Here is a 16,089-nt window from a genome sequence, read left to right as displayed (position 1 = left end):
TTCCAGACGTGTTTTGGGGTGGTGATACCCCTCGTATTGAGTCCAGTTGGTGGGAGTTTGCCTGTCATGCCTGGTGAGAGCACCCGCGTCATTTGAGGGTCGGAATTTCGAGCTCCCAGATTCACCCGATTCCGCGCTCGGAGCCACTCAACATCCCCATCACTCGTGAGAGAGACCAGTTCTCCTCATGAAAGGACCTGCAACATGGTTCTCATCGACGATATCCACACTCGCGAAGCCACCTCCCCTGAGCGCATCGCCAACGAGCGAGCGAGGCTCGACATACTGCTACAAGAGGTCGACTCCACGCACTTCGCTTTCATTCCAAATCTGCTGTTGAGACATTCCGACCACGGCAACCACTACGCAGCCTCAAAATGGGTAGCCTTCTACCTGGTCGAGGATGGGGCTCGCCACCGCGTGTCCGAATACTCAGATGACCCGCGACTCCATGTCTGTGTGGAGCTGGCGTTGTCGGCGTTGACTGTCTCAGGACAGTGGTTCATCGACGAGCTCATGACAACATTCTTCGGTCGCACTCACCTCAGCGACGACAATGATGAGGAAGCAACTACCTTCCTTATCGACCCATTCGCAGACGTTCGGCCAGCAACCTCGAAACTCGCTGTTCAGCTCTCTCACGCACGAGCACGTCGAATGTCCACGTGGCCTCGGCCCAAGAGCTGAATTGCCACTAAGCCAGACAACTCGAAGACGGCCCACCGCGATAGAACCGCGGTGGCCGTTGTAATATCATTGGCTCATGCTCAAGCTATTGCAGATGGCAAACCCTGACGACACTAGCGGGTCCTCTATCCCCGTAATCGTTGAGCCTGGCCCTGGGCTCGTCAGCATCGATGAGCTGTCGATTGCCCGAGGAGACGGCTTCAACCCGCAGGGGCTGACCGCCTTCGTCACGTTCAACACCAATTCCGCTTCTATCGCTGATGGCAATACCTACAACCTGAGCGTCCAGGTGAACGTTTTCACCGATAAGCGTTCCAAACCGCACATTGTGGACGACGGTGACTTGGTCAAGCCGATAGCCGATTTCGAAGACGTGTGGAAGATCCGGTATGGATCTTCCGTACTGGGCAAAATCCAAACCGTGCTCGTGACGACGTCGCTAGAGCTCATAGAAAGCTCGCAGAATTCAGTCTGCTAGCGTTTGACCTCGCCTCGGCTGAGGCTGAAAAGGCGAATGTACTTGCCCCATAGCCGAGAGAACATCTCGTTGGCCCTAGCCACATCGGCCTCATAGTCGGGGGCCTCGGGCCTGGCAGCAATCCACGCAAACATGTCATCCATGTCGTCCATGCCGTCTTCGGCGACGATCTCCAATGCGCTGATACGCTCGTGCGACGGATGGTCAGCTGTCACAATGAATCCGGCCTCAGCCTTGAGATCAATAGGAATACGCGCGGCTGCAACACGAAGCGTTGTGTGGTCCGCCCTAGCTTTCACCAGTGACTCTTCTTCGGCAAGGTCGAGTGAGACCAGACCTCTGCTATCAACGGACATCAGTGTCCTCCTCGCCTTCGAGCGACTCCGGCAAGGGGCCCAGCGCTGGCAATATGACGGCAATCGCCACGGCAACCACGACGATGACGATGAGCGAAATTGAGATTCGAAGCATGAGCCTTCCTCTTTTCCGTAAGAGTCGGGAGCTTGTGCGCCCGCTTACCTACATCAGTGGGAGGGGTGGCAAGTGGCTCATACGTAGCAAGAGACCACCCCAGCATTACGCTGAGGTGGTCTCTTGCGGGGTCCTTGACGCTTATGCGTAATCTGGGTTAAGGACTTCGGCCCCGTCATAGTCGAGCGCCAACAGAGTGCCGTTGAGATCCGACAGAAGCGCAGCCCCCGAGTAGTGGACGATCGGGTCCTCGAACTTGGCGAGACCTCGACCGAGATACGTGACTGTGAGATCAAAGCATCCATCTCGGTCGTCAGAGCCCGAGATCGTCACTGACATTGTCCGCGGTGCGCTCGATCGGTTGCCGGCCTTCGTCATCGGCAGGATTGTGGCATCGAAGATGAGAGCAGTTGCCGTGGCATTGGTGCTGAAGTCTCTTGCACCCAATGACATAAGCACTCCAGTATCGATGAGTGAGCGGACAGCGTTGGGAAATGACATGGTGTTCTCCTGGGACGGGTGGAGGCGCCGGTGCACCCTTACGCCACTGACAGACGCGGGGTTGGTCAGTGGCTCAACCACCAGCGCGATTGCTAGTCAGCCGGACATTGCCAGCACGTCAGACAAAATGGCCGTCGAGACGAGAGCTGCTTCATCACGTGCAGGCACACTGGGGCGTCCGAATTGTCACCGACTGGCAACTGATGCGATGCTCCCGTTCGCTCGTGCCATACCTGTACGGCCAGCACCAGACGGTGGCGACGCCGACTCCCACAGATGATGCCGCCAATGACACGGTGCAGTTTGGATCTCATCGTCTCGTTCATGTCTTCTTTCACGTGCTCGGCCGGAATGTCTCGCCTGCTAACGCACGGGTGATGTTCTCAATGACTGCATGTTCGTTGAGATAGTCGGTCCTATTCTCGATCAGGTAGCGGACCTCGTCGACAATCGCTACCTCCGGGGCGCGGGGCTGCTCGTGCGCAGACCACAACGGCGTGTAACCGTGAGCCCAAAGTTCATAGGCGTCAACACCGAGCTGACGTCCGGCTCGGTCAATGATGAGCCACCGTTTACGGATGGGACTCACGTCGTCCTGGTTTTTGAGCCGGACCGCGAGGTCGTTGCCGAAACAGGCATAGTCAGCCGTTGCGAAGTGGCCAACCTCGTCCATGTCACCGGCGCTCATACTGAGACTGTCCATCACTGCTCACCTCTGCCTGGCGCCGTTGCCGCTCGTGATCGTGACTGTCTGGCGTACCAATCCTGTGCAGGGGAAGACTTCGACGGGCCACGCCGCAAAGTTAAAATCCTCACCGGCGTCTTCTGCCTCAGCGATGAAGTCAGAATTATATCCAGTCCAGGCGTCCTAGGCGGTGTCGGCAACACCGATTCCTGCCTCGCCTTCAGCCCACAGGAGACGGTTCCGCTTGAACTTGTCGAGATGGCCACAACTGGGGCGGTGGGCTTCGACCTCGGTGTCGCCGGGGTAGTTGGTGGTGTTGATGTACTGGATGGTGGCCATGGTGGAATCTCCCCTTTTGAAAGTGTCGGCTGCTGGACATCAACTACTGAGCGGGGGCCAGGGAGTGGTTCGGGATCATTGACCGGCAGGGTCGGATACAGTTCTCACAACGGATACAGGGAGGTCTCCACGTGTGGCTTGTGATCGCGATTCTCATCGGCGTTGCTCTGCTGTGCTTTCTGCTCATCCCACGAGCGTTGAATCCAGAGAACGAAGATCCCGGCCCCCGTGCCGCTGTCCCCTCGCACCCGAGCGCCAGTACACTCCCTAGATCAAGCGGGAGCGACAAGTGGCTATCCAAGGAAGAAGCCGACGCTGAATTGGTTCGCGGGGCTGATGGGCGCTTCACGTTTCATATCGAGCTCCGCGACCGCGAGCTTCGATTCGTCAGCGACTCGTCGGGTAAGCAGCCATCGCCTGGCAGTGGGGCCCTATCGAAGCTTGGAATCTTTTATGTCAATGTGCGTGGCTGGAAGCACTACCCGGCAGCCAGAGTGAAGATGCGATCGCGTGTAGAACTCAGGCGTGAACCCGACAACGAATACGACCGCAATGCGATCGCTGTAGCTCGTGTCGGAGCGAACAGTATCTACGGCTACATTAACAAGGGTGTCGCAGCGCGCATTGCCAGGTACATCGACGCAGGGGATGAGTTCGTGGCCATTGCAATGGGAAGGTCTGGCATCACCCTCGCCATCATGCGCATCACGGTGGCTGATGAGCTTGGACTCAATAGCGACTGAGTCAGCCCGATGTATGGGCGCCCTTAGCATGGTGTCGAATGCCGCCTGGCCTCAGCACGCGTCCCCGTAAGCTGCGATGAGCGTGTGACGGTGGCCGTCGGCGAGCTTGGCCTCGACAGAATTGTCGGCATAGTTGACGATCTCGGCCACCGTCGTCGTGACCACCTCCCGAGATCCGTTGCAGTCGTCGCCGCAGATGCACGGTCCTCGTTGGCAGAGTAGCGGCCGGTTCTGGTGCAGGCGGTACCCGGTGACCCGTTCGTAAGTCACGGGGGTTCCAGGTGTGAGTTCTCCATCGTCTCGGTCGAGGTTAATCATCGTGTAGCTCCCGTACTGGTTCTGACTATCGGTTGCCAGAACAAGTGGTGGGCTACTACCATGGTTCAGTTTCCGGTCGAGACGGTGAAGAGCCGGCCGTTGTCGCGCATCGATTCTTTGTAGCCTGCAACGACACCACGCCCTGTGCTGCCCGCCTGCAACTTCGGCCTTTTCCGGTCCGCCATCCTTCAGGGAATCTCGTGAACGCCCTGACTAAGACCACGTTTGTTTGTCATGGTCTCCTGTGTGGTTCGCAATGTCTCAGCAGTCGAATGTACTGCGCGTTGCTATTCGGGTTTGCCGGCGTCTAATCGGATTGCTGCTCGACTATTTGGACCGGCATGGGGCCGTCAGGGAACTCGACGGTGGGTGTTGGCCGGAACAGAGTAACGCAGGCTGTGGTGATCGCGAGGATGAGCGAGAGTGCTGCAATACCGATGGACGTCTTGGTGCCAATTCGGTCAAATCTTGCTTGCTTGTCTCCGGCTTCCTTTTGGGCAACGAGAGTGTTTGTCACTTCTTCCATATAGTCAATGATTGTGACCACGCCTCGTGATTGAGCGATGGTGTTGATCTCACGGACTTCTTCACGTTCTTCGTCGGTGAGGTCAACCCCTTGTTCGGCGGGTACAAGTTGACCGGACGCCTTGTTCGGCGCTGATTCGTCCTCGCCCACCTCACCTTCTTTCGCTGGTTCAGATTCGTCTCCAAAGGGCTTGAGTTCGCCGCGGGGATCGACCGGAATGTTGAACTGCTCCGAGATCTGCTTCGTCAGCGCCTTCATCACGTTCGACATGTCAGGCGCGTACTTGGATATGTCGGGTGTGTACTTGGCCGCGATCTTCGGACTGGGCGCGACCTTGAACTCGAGCTTCGGGGTGAGCTTGGTCCCCTGCAACACGTCAATATTGGAGCGAATGTTGCTCATCGACCTCAACGCTTCGCGGGCAGCAGCTAGTGACCTCGCTGCGCGCTCCCGTTGGACTTCTTTCCTACGCTCACTCTCCTCAGGCGGGAGAAATTGGCGGAGGCCATCTTCCTTCTCTTTGATGAGCTGAAAGTCTGCCGCCGAGCGCGTTTCTCCTTCGTCTCTAGGGACTAAGAGCTTCGCTTTGATGAGTTGTTCGTAGGTGTAGTCGTTCCAATCGAGGTCCGGATTCGTTACGTCGATTTCGAGCAATGGCTTGTCCTTGTGGAGTCGTGAACTGGGTCGGGTCTACGGGGCGATGACGGCTTGGACAATGATTGTCCCGACTGCCGCCAGCAGAGAGGCGCCTGCAATGGCGATAGACCACACCGCCAGCGTGCGTGTGCCCTTCGCATCCTCCTTGGCGTGCTCCAATTGCGAATTGAGAGTGGCGTTCGCGGTTCGGAGCTCGGCGAGCTGGTCGTCCATGACCTCAGCGCCGGCGACGAGGGCGTTGCGGTGCTGGCTCAAGCTGTCGATGATCTTGTCGAGCCGCTTCTGCGTCTTGTCGGGTTTGCGTTTAGGCTTCGCGGGTTGCACACCGAGTTCTTCCAACTGCTTATCGGTGAAGACTGATGGGCGGGGCAATTTGAAGTCGGCTAGAGGGGACTTGCGATTGAATATCTTCTCGGTGACTTCGCGCAACGGATGGGCGTGGACAGATTCGGTGATCTTAGCCTGCGCCTCCGCAGGGTCAGCAGTGCTGTCCACGAGTTGCTTGTACTGGTTGAACTCGGCGCGTGCCTGTGCCGCAAAATAGTCGCGTCGTCGTTGCCGCTGCTCGTCGTTGAGTCGGCCCAGCAGCTCCTTCTCCGCTGCCTGTTGCCGCTCAACGTTGTGGGCCTCGGCCTCTTCGTCGTCGTCCAGGAGCAACGGGCGTTCGAGTCGCGCGGTGACGAGCTGTTGGGGGTCGTACTGCGAAAGGTCGAGGTCGTCAGTGACGGTGATAGTCAGCATGTACCTGATTCTATGGCTCAGGCTCCGCTATCCGACAAGACGCGCGCTCGTCTGTCCATCGGCCCTACTGTCGTTCCCTAACCACGCCATAGGAGACGCAGCGGTCTCCTACTCAGACCGTTTGGGGCCAAAGGGTGGCTCTCCGAGCATCGCCGGCGACCAGCTGCATCTCAGACTTCAGTCGAGCAGCTCTTCCTTGCCAGCAGCAATGAGATCGCCATACCAATCAGTTGTCTTCGTAGAGACAACCTCGTCGGTGAACTTCCAGTCGAAATCAGTCATCTCAATCTTGGCCATAGCCCACCCGAGGCGATAGCCCTTCTTCTCATTGTTGGCACGAGCAGTCTTGAGCGTGCTGGCATTCGATTCAGAGAAGTACTTACTACCCTCGTTGCTCGAGATGGTCCAGTACCGGTTGCCCCAGTCGTTGGTGCGGTCATCGAGGCGGATGAGGTTGCCGGCAAGGTCGAAAACTGCTGGACGTTCGCAGATGTGGCCCTCATCGGCGAACGTGGCCACAGCGAGATAGCGAGACTGCATCCGCTGGCTTGCCCACTGGGACAGGAATCCGTCGGAGTCGCAGCGTTCGAAGGACTCGGCGGACTCACGACTAGCGTCGGCAGCGAGAGCTCGCCACTGTTCGCCAGTGCGCTCCATCGCAGGAGTGGTGCGGATGCCGGTGAAAGTGACCTGCTCGCTCATGATGATTCTCCTGCTCGTGTCGTTGGTGATCTCAACAAGCACAGAGCAAGGGCTGAAACGTGGCTCATGATCTCGCGCTCACCCAGTCGGTCGCTCACATGGGCTCTTTCCCTGGACTCAGCTGTTGGTGTCCATGTCGCTCCGGAACTAGGGCAGACTCCTGACTGCCGCCCATCGTCTCTAGGAAAACTCGTGCTCGGAGAAGTCCCAACCCTGATCATCCAAGAACAAATTCGGATCATTGACAGGGATGTTCTGCTTACCCCGCATCCCGAAGTGGGACAGGGGAGCAGAACCACCTGAGCGAGGCTCGCGGGTCGCATCCACTGCTGCCCAGAACTGAACGGGACTGAGCTCCTGGCCGTACTCGTCCATCACGGACCCGACCTCGGCTACCCGCGCCTCCCAGTCTCGGCGGGACTGGATACTCGGGTAGGCCCGGAAGCTAAATTGCCAACCTACGGATCGCTTGCCGATGTGGAGATCGTCCACGGTGCAGTGCTCGCAGGGGCTTGGACACGTCTGAGGCAGGTAGAAATTAGTGCTCGCAATGAGACCGCCTGTCGTTGGTGGTGAATGAGCGGTTGAAGCGTAACCTCGCTGCGCGATAGCTCAAGGTCGTCTTTACAGTAGATCGAAATTCTTGTCAGCCTAGTGAGAGTTGGGAGAAGCGGATGGCTCGAGTGCGGTATATCAGTTGTTCTCGCCTTCAGTTAGGACTAGCGTCGTTTGGACGGCAGCGAGGGGTGAACATCATTCCTTTCCGGTTCGGTACGCCTTAACTGCGACCTTCTTTCCACGACGCATTTGGAAGTACCCTCGGGTGTCGTGAGGAGTCCGAGCTCCGCTCGAAAAGCGGATTGCCTGAATCGTCGCGCTAGACTCCGCCTCCCATGTGATATCTCCGGTGGTTCGATAGGTAGCTGTAGAAGCTTTCGCGATTAGTGAGGTGACGCGCTTGATGATGCGATGGTCCCAATCAGCGTGAGTTTTCACGAGCTTGTCGCCTGACTCAAAAAGAACTGCGAGGACAATGATGGCAACCACCTCGGAGCTGTGCGTAACGAAGGTGCGAGATCCTGCCTTCGGGATTCGAACCGATGGCATTCGAGCTGAACCACTGCTGGGGATGAACTCGACAGAGATTGATGCAGCCCCACTGGTTACGGACATGCCAGCTATAGAAGTTTGCTCACGGCCTCTATGGACTCCCAGAGGTGTCTCGAAGACGAGCACCCACGATGGATGTCGAGTGAGCTCGGCCGCCAGATAGACCGAGTCTGCTGAAATTGTTGCCGCGGAAAGTTCTGAGAGTCTGTCGTCAATCAGGCTACACACAGTCTCGTGAACGGCGACTCCGGCACGGTTGCCGGTGGGCGGCCGAACATCAGGCTGAGGTTCAGCTAGGTCCGGACTCGATACCGGTCCTGGCTTGTTCGTCTTTTTCGAACGCTGAAGGTTCGTCCATATCGGTTGAGCGATCCGATAGTCATGGAGCAGATACAGTTGTTTCAAGCCACGCGCAATACTGACAGATCCTCCGACGGAATTCTCCACCGCACACAGTGCCGTCAGGTGGCTCAGGTCTTCCTTGCTGAAACTATCGTCAGACACCGATGCAGTGACGGTGAAATTTCCCGGCACGTTCATCGCCGAGAGCACGAACTCTGCTTTGCGCTGTGCGTTCACGGACCAGTACCGATTTCTCACAATTGGGGCAATCCATTTGGGGAACTCCGAACGATCGTTGTTCATGAGGACAGTCAGCCATTGTCCGAAGTTCCGGGCCGTACACTTGTGCTCGAAGTCCGCCTGTACGTCATGCACAGAAGGCTCATCGTTGAGTCCACTCCACGAAGTATCAAGCTGGTCACTAGATTCGAGATAGGCGTGCGCGCACGACAAGAAGTAGCGATATTGAGTGATGTGATCTGAGTACATCAAACGCTGATCGTAAGCCTTCTTCTTGGTCACAACTTCCTCTTCCCGATCCACTCTTGGATTTGACCAACGATGTGGTCAACATCAGATGTCAGCCCGTAGACGATCAATTCAATGTAATGAGCCGAGTGAACTGGCAACGATCGCAGTGGGTGTTCGCGTAAGCGAACGACGTCGTAGCCCGCGGCGATGAGATCGAGACTCTTCTTCGTATCGGTGTCCGTCTTCTCGGAGTGCCAATACGAACCGTCGTACTCGACAATGACCGACCGGTTGGCTTCATCGGCCTCGATCAAGATGTCTGGTCGCCACGCTCGCGCGTGAGTGAACTCCTGGCTTCGGATCAACCGTCCCGAATGCACCGAAGGAAAGATTCCCGACAGGGCGTCGAGATAAGCCAGCTCAATCCTCGACTTCCCTGTGACCGAACACTCCGGGCACGTTGAGCCGTTCGTGCGCGAAGCGGTTGTCGCCTGCCAGCGATGACCAGACTTACACACCCACTCAGGGGTGTAACCGCGAGTCTGTCCCGTTGGTCGAACCTGCCAAGCCGTCTGTGGATTCGACGGTGCCCATTCATCCGCCAGCTCTGGATAGTGATAAGCCAACGAGTCGAGGATTGAAGCACACCGAGGACAGCGGAGCCGTTCACGTTTGTCACGCGCCCCCGGTGTGCCTTGCCACTCAAAGCCGCAGTTGGGGTCGCGCCACCAAACCATTCGCCGGGACTCCGGAGACAGTGCAACCATGAGGATCTTCCCATTTCGAGTGGGGTGAAACTGCTCGGCCAGTTCGGCGCCCATCCGTGGTCGGGCCTGATCCGACGTTGCCTCCTCAAGGTTCTTTCGCCGTGTCGTTTGAGCCCGACATGCAGGGCACCCTCTCAGTCTCGGCGCCCGTCGCGCTCTGTGCCCATTTTCGCAGGTGAAAACAAACTGCTGATGGGTATTGACTGCGACCGTGGCTGGATCTCTCTCGTCTGCCCAGTAGGCAAGAATCTCAGGAACGTCGGCGACGAACTTGTCCGAGTAAGAGTCAGTCTCCATCTGGTACTCAGACATTCGTTGTTCGCTACAGCTCGGGCAGTCCCAAAGGGCAGCCGGTGAGGACACGAACTCGTGCCCATGGTCCGGGCACTTCCAATGGATCTTCCGGGTTGCCTTCACCGGTGTCGTTAGCCAATCCTGCTCAGTATTGAGGTCATGATCCCACCACGACAAGTACTTCGAGCTCGAATCTTTGAATAGGTTCGACGTTCCTGACTGTCTTGGGGGAGTTCGACGAGTACCAGTCCTCCGGCAAGAGCACCCCATGTTGCCGACGCCACGGGCTTCAATCTTTCCGCAGCTTCGACATCTCACTCGATGAGGATCGCCAGACATCGAGGGCGAAAAGCACGCGTTCAAATACTCGTACCCCATTTCGGCCGCATGTCGACGCACAACCTCAACTTCTTCGATGTCGGTTGCACGATCCATGAGAGGAACACGATTCCATTTCCACCAGAAACAGGCCCGACATGGTTTCTCGGAGTCCATCTTCTCGATGATGTAGTCCAGGCGGTAATGAGCGACAGTTCCACAGACCAGGCATTCAGTCAGCCAGTACGCGGTCGCCTTGCCTGGGAAGTCCTCGACAGCCTTCAGCCCCGCTCGATCGAGCAATGACCCAAGATGTTCCAGGCACCACGTTGGTTTCTTCCGAGTCAAGAATGCTCCCGGCTCCGAACACCCATCCCAACGACAAACTGCTTGGTCCACTGCCACCCCACCTCCGCCTGCGCTCACCGTTGAGGAGCCTTCTCGCCCTCACCACTTCTGATCATAGACAGCAGTTGTGGCATAAGGGGTCTCGACTGTCTAACGCTTGCCTGACCTCACGGCTACGACCACCCAAGCGACGACGGAGATCACCCACACTGCAATCAAGACTTCAGCGATGATGAACGTCACTCCGAATACTGAGATCGCGACGTCACTGAGCATTGGCACCCACCGGGCCAAGCCGAGCGTGGCAACCATGCCCACACTGAATCCAGACAGCACGCCCCACGACAGCTTCAACACCGAACGCACGAGAATCCGCGACCTCGACACTGACCGGGCCTCACCATTGTGCGCAATCGACATGCGACCTCCAGAGCAATAGAAATTCAATCACCCGGACAGAGATGCTACCGCTGCCATGGTTCACCAATGACAACGCCGCACGTAGAGATGACATGCACCCAACAACGACCACCAGGCAACTCGGAACCGACCACGGTAGTGGCGAAGTCATCGACGCGACCGGACTGCCCAGGCCGGGAGCAAACGCTGCGGCGGTAGCCGCCGAGCGTGGTAACCGCCTAGTAAAGAGGGCTCCGCCCTGGCGGGCGTCGCCTGGAGCGCAGCGTTTCTTTTCGCCGCGAAGCGGCCTCGTTTCGTCCCTGAGTCCCAATCAGAGCCGATCAGTTCCACTATTCGTCTCCGACAACCCCGCGTACGCCAGCCAACCGGCAACCCTCAACCTCTATAGACCAGGCCCACCGGCAGACCAACCCCGAACTCAGCCACGCAGTCACAGCTACACCTCTCAGCAACTTCACACCGGTATCGGTACGCAACCCACTTGCCACTTTCACACATCATCTGCACTTAGCCACGCACTTACTTCCTCACGCGCCCCCGTGTGCAGCCGGAGGCTGGTGATTGACTCTGTCCTGATTGGTTACTCCTGCTTCTTTGTCGACTTCATGTCACACCTGCTGCGCAGGCCACGCTGCGCGTGAGTCCCGGTCCGGCCCGCCTCGTCCATCACCTAGGTCCTTTTCGACAACCCCGCCATACGGCCAATTGGGTATAGCCGGAGGCTAATTTGGAGTGGAGATTTATCGGAGGGGAAGCCGGTGGGGCCATTTGGATGCCAGGAGCGGGGATGTTCGAATGGCGATAGAACGGAGGATATTGCTTTATCGACTCGCATTTCTCCGCTCCTGGTTATTGGCCAATGTCGTTCGATTTCCTCGTCCCAATCGGCCTCCGCGACCACGGCTCTGACCTCGAACAACACCCATGCGCGACCACATCCCGCACTTCGATCACCCACACCCAGAGGTCTGAACTAGGATTCCGGACGAGCAAAATGGCTGTCATCCTGACGACTGACCTGGTCTTCTGCGCATAGATATGGGTATGGACAGTTTCAACTCATCTCAGACCAATGTGCGGACCTTCGTGCCCACCACCCAAGCACGGCTGGACCCGGCAACGTTCAACCAGTCCGCCCAGGCAGCGATCAGAGTGGCTACCGAAAAAGGTTCAGCTGCTCTCATGGTGACGAAGAGGGAAGCCGGTGTCGCTTCTTATCTCGTTCTAGACGGTGAGCTCAACGCTCATCATGCGGCTGGAGCCCTGGCCAGGGCTCTTGGTGCGAAGGTCGAGACTGTCGACGAATCGTGGTCTGACAATCTCGCGGACTCTTACATTTCAGTGCTCGAAGTCGATGATGACACGACTATCGGCCGCTACGCCCAGGTGGGCGCCGACCATCTCGAATTCGCACGACAGGTCGCTGCATCGCTGTCGGTTGGCGAATGGGCGGCGGTGACATTTCGGAGTCCATCGAAGCGGGAGAACAAACGCTGGACGAAGTGGTTGGATTTCAACGCCGGCCATGGTTCGGGTTCGCACCACTCACGGGACACCAACGCTGTGATCGTCTCACTTTTCGCCGGTTCGCACGAAAGCCACGACCATTCCAACACCATCTTGACCAACGTTGCTGGTTCAATGGTCGGTCTCGACCTCGATACTCATCCTCGCCCAGTGAAATCGTCGAAACGCCTGCTCATTCCGCAAGTGGCTGCACTGCTGTGTCTTGGAGTAATCGGCTACAGGGGTGCGATCAGCGAGAAGGTGACCAGCTTGCACGGCGACTTCTGGGAGGCCCTGTCAGGTTGGTTAACCCCGTCGATGATCTTCATGGTTTTCGGAACCATGTTCGGTGCCTGCGCCATCGTCTGGTATCTCCGCTTCTCCGATCGCTGGCCCAGTTCGGCTCGCAGCCTGTGGCTGGACCTGACGGCAGGCATCTTTCCTGCACCGAATAAGGGAGGCCGGCGAATCCGACCCCCGAGGAAGGAGACGTTGAACCCAGATAAGACGATCAAGCGTGAAGAATTTGGCGGCGACTATCCGCTCGACCATTGGTCGTTCAAGGCCGCAGCCTCCGTTTTCACCTCGATTGCGGCACCAGCATCGGGGGCATTGTCGGGCCAGTCGCAAACCGAGATGCGCATCGTGCCACCGCCTCTGCTTGACCGTGTCGGCCCGGTTGTCGGCACCGCACCAGATGACGGGAACTCTGCCCACCTCTTCGCCTCCCAGCTTCAATACGGAGTCGCACTCATCGGAGAGAGAGGCTCGGGCAAGTCTCAGTTGGCCAGGGCCCTGTTCGGCTTCGACATTCTTGAACAAAAGTGCCCGTCCGGTTTTCCCGGATTCCCCGGAGAGAAGAACTCACTCATCGCCTTCGAGAACAAGGGCCCGGATGGTGCCCAGCACTACCTCGACTGGGCCGCTGCTCTCGGCCAGACTGCCGTTCTCATCGATGTCGCTGACGTCAACACGTTCGGCATCGACTTCACTGCCACTGGCGGATCAATGAGCTCACGGGCTAATGAGTTCGTTGATGCGCTGGTCTATGCCTTCGAGGACGGCGCCATCCAATCACGTGCCAGGACATCTCTGGGCCAGATTTTTACTCTCGCCCTCGCTGTCGAATCCACACCACAGATCACCGAGTCAGCCAATGAGAACCTTGAGCCCTTGGAGCCGGTCATCGAGTCGGGCCGCTCATTTGTTTACTATGCCTACATCCTTTCGGGAGGGACTGGAGGCGGGGACGCGATCGCCAAACGCCTGCACGCCGCGATTAAAACCTATGCTGGCGACAACCCCGACAATGACGCGATCGTCGAAGCGATGACGTACGGCTCCTACCCGTTCACCAAGACCCCGTCTGAGCGGTTGAAGATGTTTGAGTCCTCACAGACGAAGTTGTCGCAGTTGGCCGAGATGGAGGGGTGGTTCACCCCTAAGAGATCCAAGGTCACCTGGCAACAGGTGGTTACTGCTTTCCGTCCGACCGTGCTCAATTTCGGTCAGTCGATCTCAGGTGAACAGGTCGCCGAGCGGAACACAAAACTGATGTCGTCGATGGCCCTCTACACATTGCAGCGCCAGATTGAACGCACCTGTTCTGGCTGGGAAGTACTGAAGCAGTGGGTCTCGATCTACGCCGACGAGCTTTCACTGCTGGCGGGATCCACCGCTGAACCGGTCGTGTGGTTCCAAGACAAGGGGCGCTCATTCGGTGTGCGAACGATCTTTGCCACGCAGCGTCAGACTCAGCTGATGAGCGAGGTCGCCGACATGCTGTTGTCGATGAAGACCCTCATCGCCTATAAACAGCGCAACCCGGACATCATCGACAAACTGGTGCGCATCCTCGACCCCAACGGTGAGGACTGGCGGGCCAGTGACATTACGAGTCTGCCCAACTTCACAGCAGCGGTGAAAACGTCGACGAACGTCAATGATCTGCCGGCCTTTACCTTGTCGGTGGAGAACTTCGAGGCCGACCGCCGTGCCTTTGCCGCCAGGCAGGGATACCAGCTCCCGACCGTTGCAGAAGGTGTCGCATGAAGTTCTCATCGCTATCCTCACCTATTGCCGACACAGGGTTTGCGGCACACGACCGAATTGACCCGTTCTACGACGGTCTCTGGACCCATGGATCGCAGGGGCTGTGGACGAGATTCGCCGAGGCCAAGTCACAGCACGAGGCGGGTCTAGTCAATTTGCCCAAGTATCTCGACATCGAAAAAGAGGAGGCGATGGCGCGAGTGACCAGCGCCAACCAGTGGGGCTTGAAGTTGGCATTCTTGTCGGCCCTGGATGCCTTTCGCACTGTCACAGCTGAGCAGATGGTGGCACTGACTGGAGCGAAATTTCACCTCAACCACACCTCACCATTCGTCCCAGGAATGTTCGCGTCCGGTCTCATCGACATGGGGCGAGTGTCGTCAGCCCTGGCACCGGGCCGTGCCGGAACTCTGGGGCATCTCTACCGACCATCTCGCACTATGACCTTCGACCGTGACTTCGCACAATACTTGACCTACCCAGAGCTGGTGTCGGTCACCGGTGGTCAGTCCTGGACTTCCGGTGGCCTCTATGACCGCCACAACACCCTTTCAACAGAGCTCATGTTGCGCTTGGCCGAATACACCGACATTGCCACCATGCTGGGGGAGAAGTTCTCGACCTTTGACCTACTCTTCGGCTCCGGAGTCGGACGAGAGCCAATCGAGTCTGGTCGTCGTGGTGACGGGGTCGTCATTCGCCCCGATGGTGTGCGAGTGGTCATGGAGGTGACCGCTTCGATGTCTCCCGACTCTTTCGAGACGAAAGTAGGGCGCTGGGCCGAGTACTTTGACGCCTATCCATATGAATCCAACGGGGTCGTCGTGTGCTTTGTCATCGCCAATCCGACCCAGGACATGTCCTCACATTCGAAGGTTTCTCGAAGCTCCGTCAAACGAGCATTGCGCAAGGCTACGGCGCAGAATCCAGGTTCCGGCCGGGTTCGTTCCCGACACCGTATGTTCTTCACCGACTGGCAGGATTGGTTCCCCTCACTTGGCGAAGTGTCGACTGACTTCCTCGACATGATTGCCTACCGCCCATCGACAGAGGCACATGGCCTAGATGAAGAATGCTCGATGCTTCTCGACGAGTCTCTGGCATTACGTAAGCCCACGTTTGCGCCATTGGCCGTTATCGACAACGCTGCCGGACTGCGTCAGACGCCGCCCTGGCTGCGTGCAGGAAAACAACCAGTCCAAATTGTTGACTCCGAAGTTGCGGCGGCTGGCCTCGATGACCACCCGGTGATGAGTCCGGAACGTCGAGAGACTCGTTTCGGAAAGACACTGCCGCCACCGCGCTTGCGCACCATTACACACAATCTGCCACCGCGGGCGACATCGTCGAAACAGTGGGCTACCCACCGCCGACTCATCGGAGGCGAAGGGGCATAGACACAGTGAAGACAGTTCCAATCAGCAAAGGACGACGACATGGCAGATGACGACGAGGACAAGGGCCGTTTTTCCAAGTGGCTCGAGGATGTCCGTTCGAACAAGCGCAGCGAGGTTAACTCGTTCTGGCAGTCGACGACCGGTGTGGTGGTAGCAATTATCTTCTTGTCACTGGTTGTTGCTGGCGCCATCGTTCGCGCATTCATCTGAAGGGGC

18 protein-coding genes are annotated in these 16,089 nt (G+C 57.7%); 6 read left to right on the top strand and 12 right to left on the bottom strand.

Annotation, left to right across the window (positions count from 1 at the left end):
- Positions 1-204: 204 nt before the first annotated feature.
- Both JFC13_RS18600 and JFC13_RS18595 read left to right on the top strand, forming a co-directional pair.
- Positions 205-687: a hypothetical protein gene (locus tag JFC13_RS18600; protein ID WP_198398522.1), complete on the top strand. Its 483-nt coding sequence runs from the start codon at positions 205-207 to the stop codon at positions 685-687.
- Between the two features lie 76 nt (positions 688-763).
- Positions 764-1,165 carry a hypothetical protein gene (locus tag JFC13_RS18595; RefSeq protein WP_198398521.1) on the top strand — a complete coding sequence of 134 codons (402 nt, stop codon included), beginning with the start codon at positions 764-766 and terminating at the stop codon, positions 1,163-1,165.
- Here the strand turns inward: JFC13_RS18595 and JFC13_RS18590 are convergent.
- The 5 genes from JFC13_RS18590 to JFC13_RS18575 all read right to left on the bottom strand — a co-directional run bounded on the left by JFC13_RS18590 (position 1,162) and on the right by JFC13_RS18575 (position 3,161).
- The gene (locus JFC13_RS18590) at positions 1,162-1,521 is read right to left on the bottom strand and encodes a hypothetical protein (protein ID WP_198398520.1); all 360 of its coding nucleotides are present in this window, start codon (positions 1,519-1,521) and stop codon (positions 1,162-1,164) included. The two genes, JFC13_RS18595 and JFC13_RS18590, sit on opposite strands and share 4 nt — an antisense overlap.
- Positions 1,511-1,636 (bottom strand): hypothetical protein, encoded by a 126-nt coding sequence (locus JFC13_RS19740; protein ID WP_269770080.1) that lies wholly within the window; start codon positions 1,634-1,636, stop codon positions 1,511-1,513. Before JFC13_RS19740 ends, JFC13_RS18590 begins: the two co-directional genes overlap by 11 nt.
- A gap of 141 nt (positions 1,637-1,777) precedes the next feature.
- Positions 1,778-2,137 (bottom strand): hypothetical protein, encoded by a 360-nt coding sequence (locus tag JFC13_RS18585; RefSeq protein ID WP_198398519.1) that lies wholly within the window; start codon positions 2,135-2,137, stop codon positions 1,778-1,780.
- Positions 2,138-2,471: 334 nt separating this feature from the next.
- On the bottom strand, positions 2,472-2,825 hold the full coding sequence (locus JFC13_RS18580) for a hypothetical protein (protein ID WP_198398518.1): 354 nt from the start codon (positions 2,823-2,825) through the stop codon (positions 2,472-2,474).
- A gap of 180 nt (positions 2,826-3,005) precedes the next feature.
- Positions 3,006-3,161: a hypothetical protein gene (locus JFC13_RS18575; RefSeq protein WP_198398517.1), complete on the bottom strand. Its 156-nt coding sequence runs from the start codon at positions 3,159-3,161 to the stop codon at positions 3,006-3,008.
- Positions 3,162-3,292: 131 nt separating this feature from the next.
- Here JFC13_RS18575 and JFC13_RS19735 point away from each other — a divergent pair, with 131 nt between their 5' ends.
- Complete coding sequence (locus JFC13_RS19735) at positions 3,293-3,904, top strand: HIRAN domain-containing protein (protein ID WP_198398516.1); 612 nt, start codon at positions 3,293-3,295, stop codon at positions 3,902-3,904.
- 51 nt (positions 3,905-3,955) lie between these two features.
- Here the strand turns inward: JFC13_RS19735 and JFC13_RS18565 are convergent, their stop codons facing one another.
- From JFC13_RS18565 to JFC13_RS18535, 7 genes are all read right to left on the bottom strand, one after another.
- Positions 3,956-4,222: a hypothetical protein gene (locus tag JFC13_RS18565; protein WP_198398515.1), complete on the bottom strand. Its 267-nt coding sequence runs from the start codon at positions 4,220-4,222 to the stop codon at positions 3,956-3,958.
- A gap of 307 nt (positions 4,223-4,529) precedes the next feature.
- Positions 4,530-5,402 carry a hypothetical protein gene (locus tag JFC13_RS18560; RefSeq protein WP_198398514.1) on the bottom strand — a complete coding sequence of 291 codons (873 nt, stop codon included), beginning with the start codon at positions 5,400-5,402 and terminating at the stop codon, positions 4,530-4,532.
- A 36-nt stretch (positions 5,403-5,438) separates the two neighbouring features.
- A complete protein-coding gene (locus JFC13_RS18555; RefSeq protein ID WP_198398513.1) occupies positions 5,439-6,146 on the bottom strand; it encodes a hypothetical protein in 708 nt (235 codons plus the stop codon).
- Positions 6,147-6,323: 177 nt separating this feature from the next.
- Positions 6,324-6,848, bottom strand: coding sequence for a hypothetical protein (locus tag JFC13_RS18550; RefSeq protein WP_198398512.1), 525 nt, complete (start codon positions 6,846-6,848; stop codon positions 6,324-6,326).
- Positions 6,849-7,601: 753 nt separating this feature from the next.
- Entirely contained in the window at positions 7,602-8,822 is a 1,221-nt protein-coding gene (locus JFC13_RS18545; RefSeq protein ID WP_198398511.1) for a hypothetical protein, read from the bottom strand.
- On the bottom strand, positions 8,819-9,592 hold the full coding sequence (locus tag JFC13_RS18540) for a zinc-ribbon domain-containing protein (RefSeq protein ID WP_198398510.1): 774 nt from the start codon (positions 9,590-9,592) through the stop codon (positions 8,819-8,821). The genes JFC13_RS18545 and JFC13_RS18540 overlap by 4 nt, the downstream gene beginning before the upstream one ends.
- Positions 9,593-10,648: 1,056 nt before the next feature.
- A complete protein-coding gene (locus tag JFC13_RS18535) occupies positions 10,649-10,918 on the bottom strand; it encodes a hypothetical protein (protein ID WP_198398509.1) in 270 nt (89 codons plus the stop codon).
- A gap of 1,044 nt (positions 10,919-11,962) precedes the next feature.
- Here JFC13_RS18535 and JFC13_RS18530 point away from each other — a divergent pair.
- Genes JFC13_RS18530 through JFC13_RS18520 form a run of 3 tightly spaced genes read left to right on the top strand, consistent with a single transcriptional unit; the run spans position 11,963 to position 16,083 of the window.
- Entirely contained in the window at positions 11,963-14,476 is a 2,514-nt protein-coding gene (locus JFC13_RS18530; RefSeq protein ID WP_198398508.1) for a hypothetical protein, read from the top strand.
- The gene (locus JFC13_RS18525) at positions 14,473-15,873 is read left to right on the top strand and encodes a hypothetical protein (protein ID WP_198398507.1); all 1,401 of its coding nucleotides are present in this window, start codon (positions 14,473-14,475) and stop codon (positions 15,871-15,873) included. Before JFC13_RS18530 ends, JFC13_RS18525 begins: the two co-directional genes overlap by 4 nt.
- Before the next feature lie 39 nt (positions 15,874-15,912).
- Entirely contained in the window at positions 15,913-16,083 is a 171-nt protein-coding gene (locus JFC13_RS18520; protein WP_198398506.1) for a hypothetical protein, read from the top strand.
- Positions 16,084-16,089: the final 6 nt, after the last annotated feature.

The sequence above is a fragment of the Brevibacterium antiquum genome, assembly GCF_016107655.1.
In the GTDB taxonomy this organism is placed as follows: Bacteria; Actinomycetota; Actinomycetes; order Actinomycetales; family Brevibacteriaceae; genus Brevibacterium; species Brevibacterium antiquum.
The sequence above is the reverse complement of the archived record's forward strand: the minus strand, read 5'-3'. Positions and strand labels throughout refer to the sequence as shown.

Coding starts and splice junctions, on each gene's coding strand:
- JFC13_RS18600 (WP_198398522.1), top strand. CDS start 205: ATGGTTCTCATCGACGATATCCACACTCGCGAAGCCACCTCCCCTGAG.
- JFC13_RS18595 (WP_198398521.1), top strand. CDS start 764: ATGCTCAAGCTATTGCAGATGGCAAACCCTGACGACACTAGCGGGTCC.
- JFC13_RS18590 (WP_198398520.1), bottom strand. CDS start 1,521: ATGTCCGTTGATAGCAGAGGTCTGGTCTCACTCGACCTTGCCGAAGAA.
- JFC13_RS19740 (WP_269770080.1), bottom strand. CDS start 1,636: ATGCTTCGAATCTCAATTTCGCTCATCGTCATCGTCGTGGTTGCCGTG.
- JFC13_RS18585 (WP_198398519.1), bottom strand. CDS start 2,137: ATGTCATTTCCCAACGCTGTCCGCTCACTCATCGATACTGGAGTGCTT.
- JFC13_RS18580 (WP_198398518.1), bottom strand. CDS start 2,825: ATGAGCGCCGGTGACATGGACGAGGTTGGCCACTTCGCAACGGCTGAC.
- JFC13_RS18575 (WP_198398517.1), bottom strand. CDS start 3,161: ATGGCCACCATCCAGTACATCAACACCACCAACTACCCCGGCGACACC.
- JFC13_RS18565 (WP_198398515.1), bottom strand. CDS start 4,222: ATGATTAACCTCGACCGAGACGATGGAGAACTCACACCTGGAACCCCC.
- JFC13_RS18555 (WP_198398513.1), bottom strand. CDS start 6,146: ATGCTGACTATCACCGTCACTGACGACCTCGACCTTTCGCAGTACGAC.
- JFC13_RS18550 (WP_198398512.1), bottom strand. CDS start 6,848: ATGAGCGAGCAGGTCACTTTCACCGGCATCCGCACCACTCCTGCGATG.
- JFC13_RS18540 (WP_198398510.1), bottom strand. CDS start 9,592: ATGGGCGCCGAACTGGCCGAGCAGTTTCACCCCACTCGAAATGGGAAG.
- JFC13_RS18535 (WP_198398509.1), bottom strand. CDS start 10,918: ATGTCGATTGCGCACAATGGTGAGGCCCGGTCAGTGTCGAGGTCGCGG.
- JFC13_RS18530 (WP_198398508.1), top strand. CDS start 11,963: ATGGACAGTTTCAACTCATCTCAGACCAATGTGCGGACCTTCGTGCCC.
- JFC13_RS18525 (WP_198398507.1), top strand. CDS start 14,473: ATGAAGTTCTCATCGCTATCCTCACCTATTGCCGACACAGGGTTTGCG.
- JFC13_RS18520 (WP_198398506.1), top strand. CDS start 15,913: ATGGCAGATGACGACGAGGACAAGGGCCGTTTTTCCAAGTGGCTCGAG.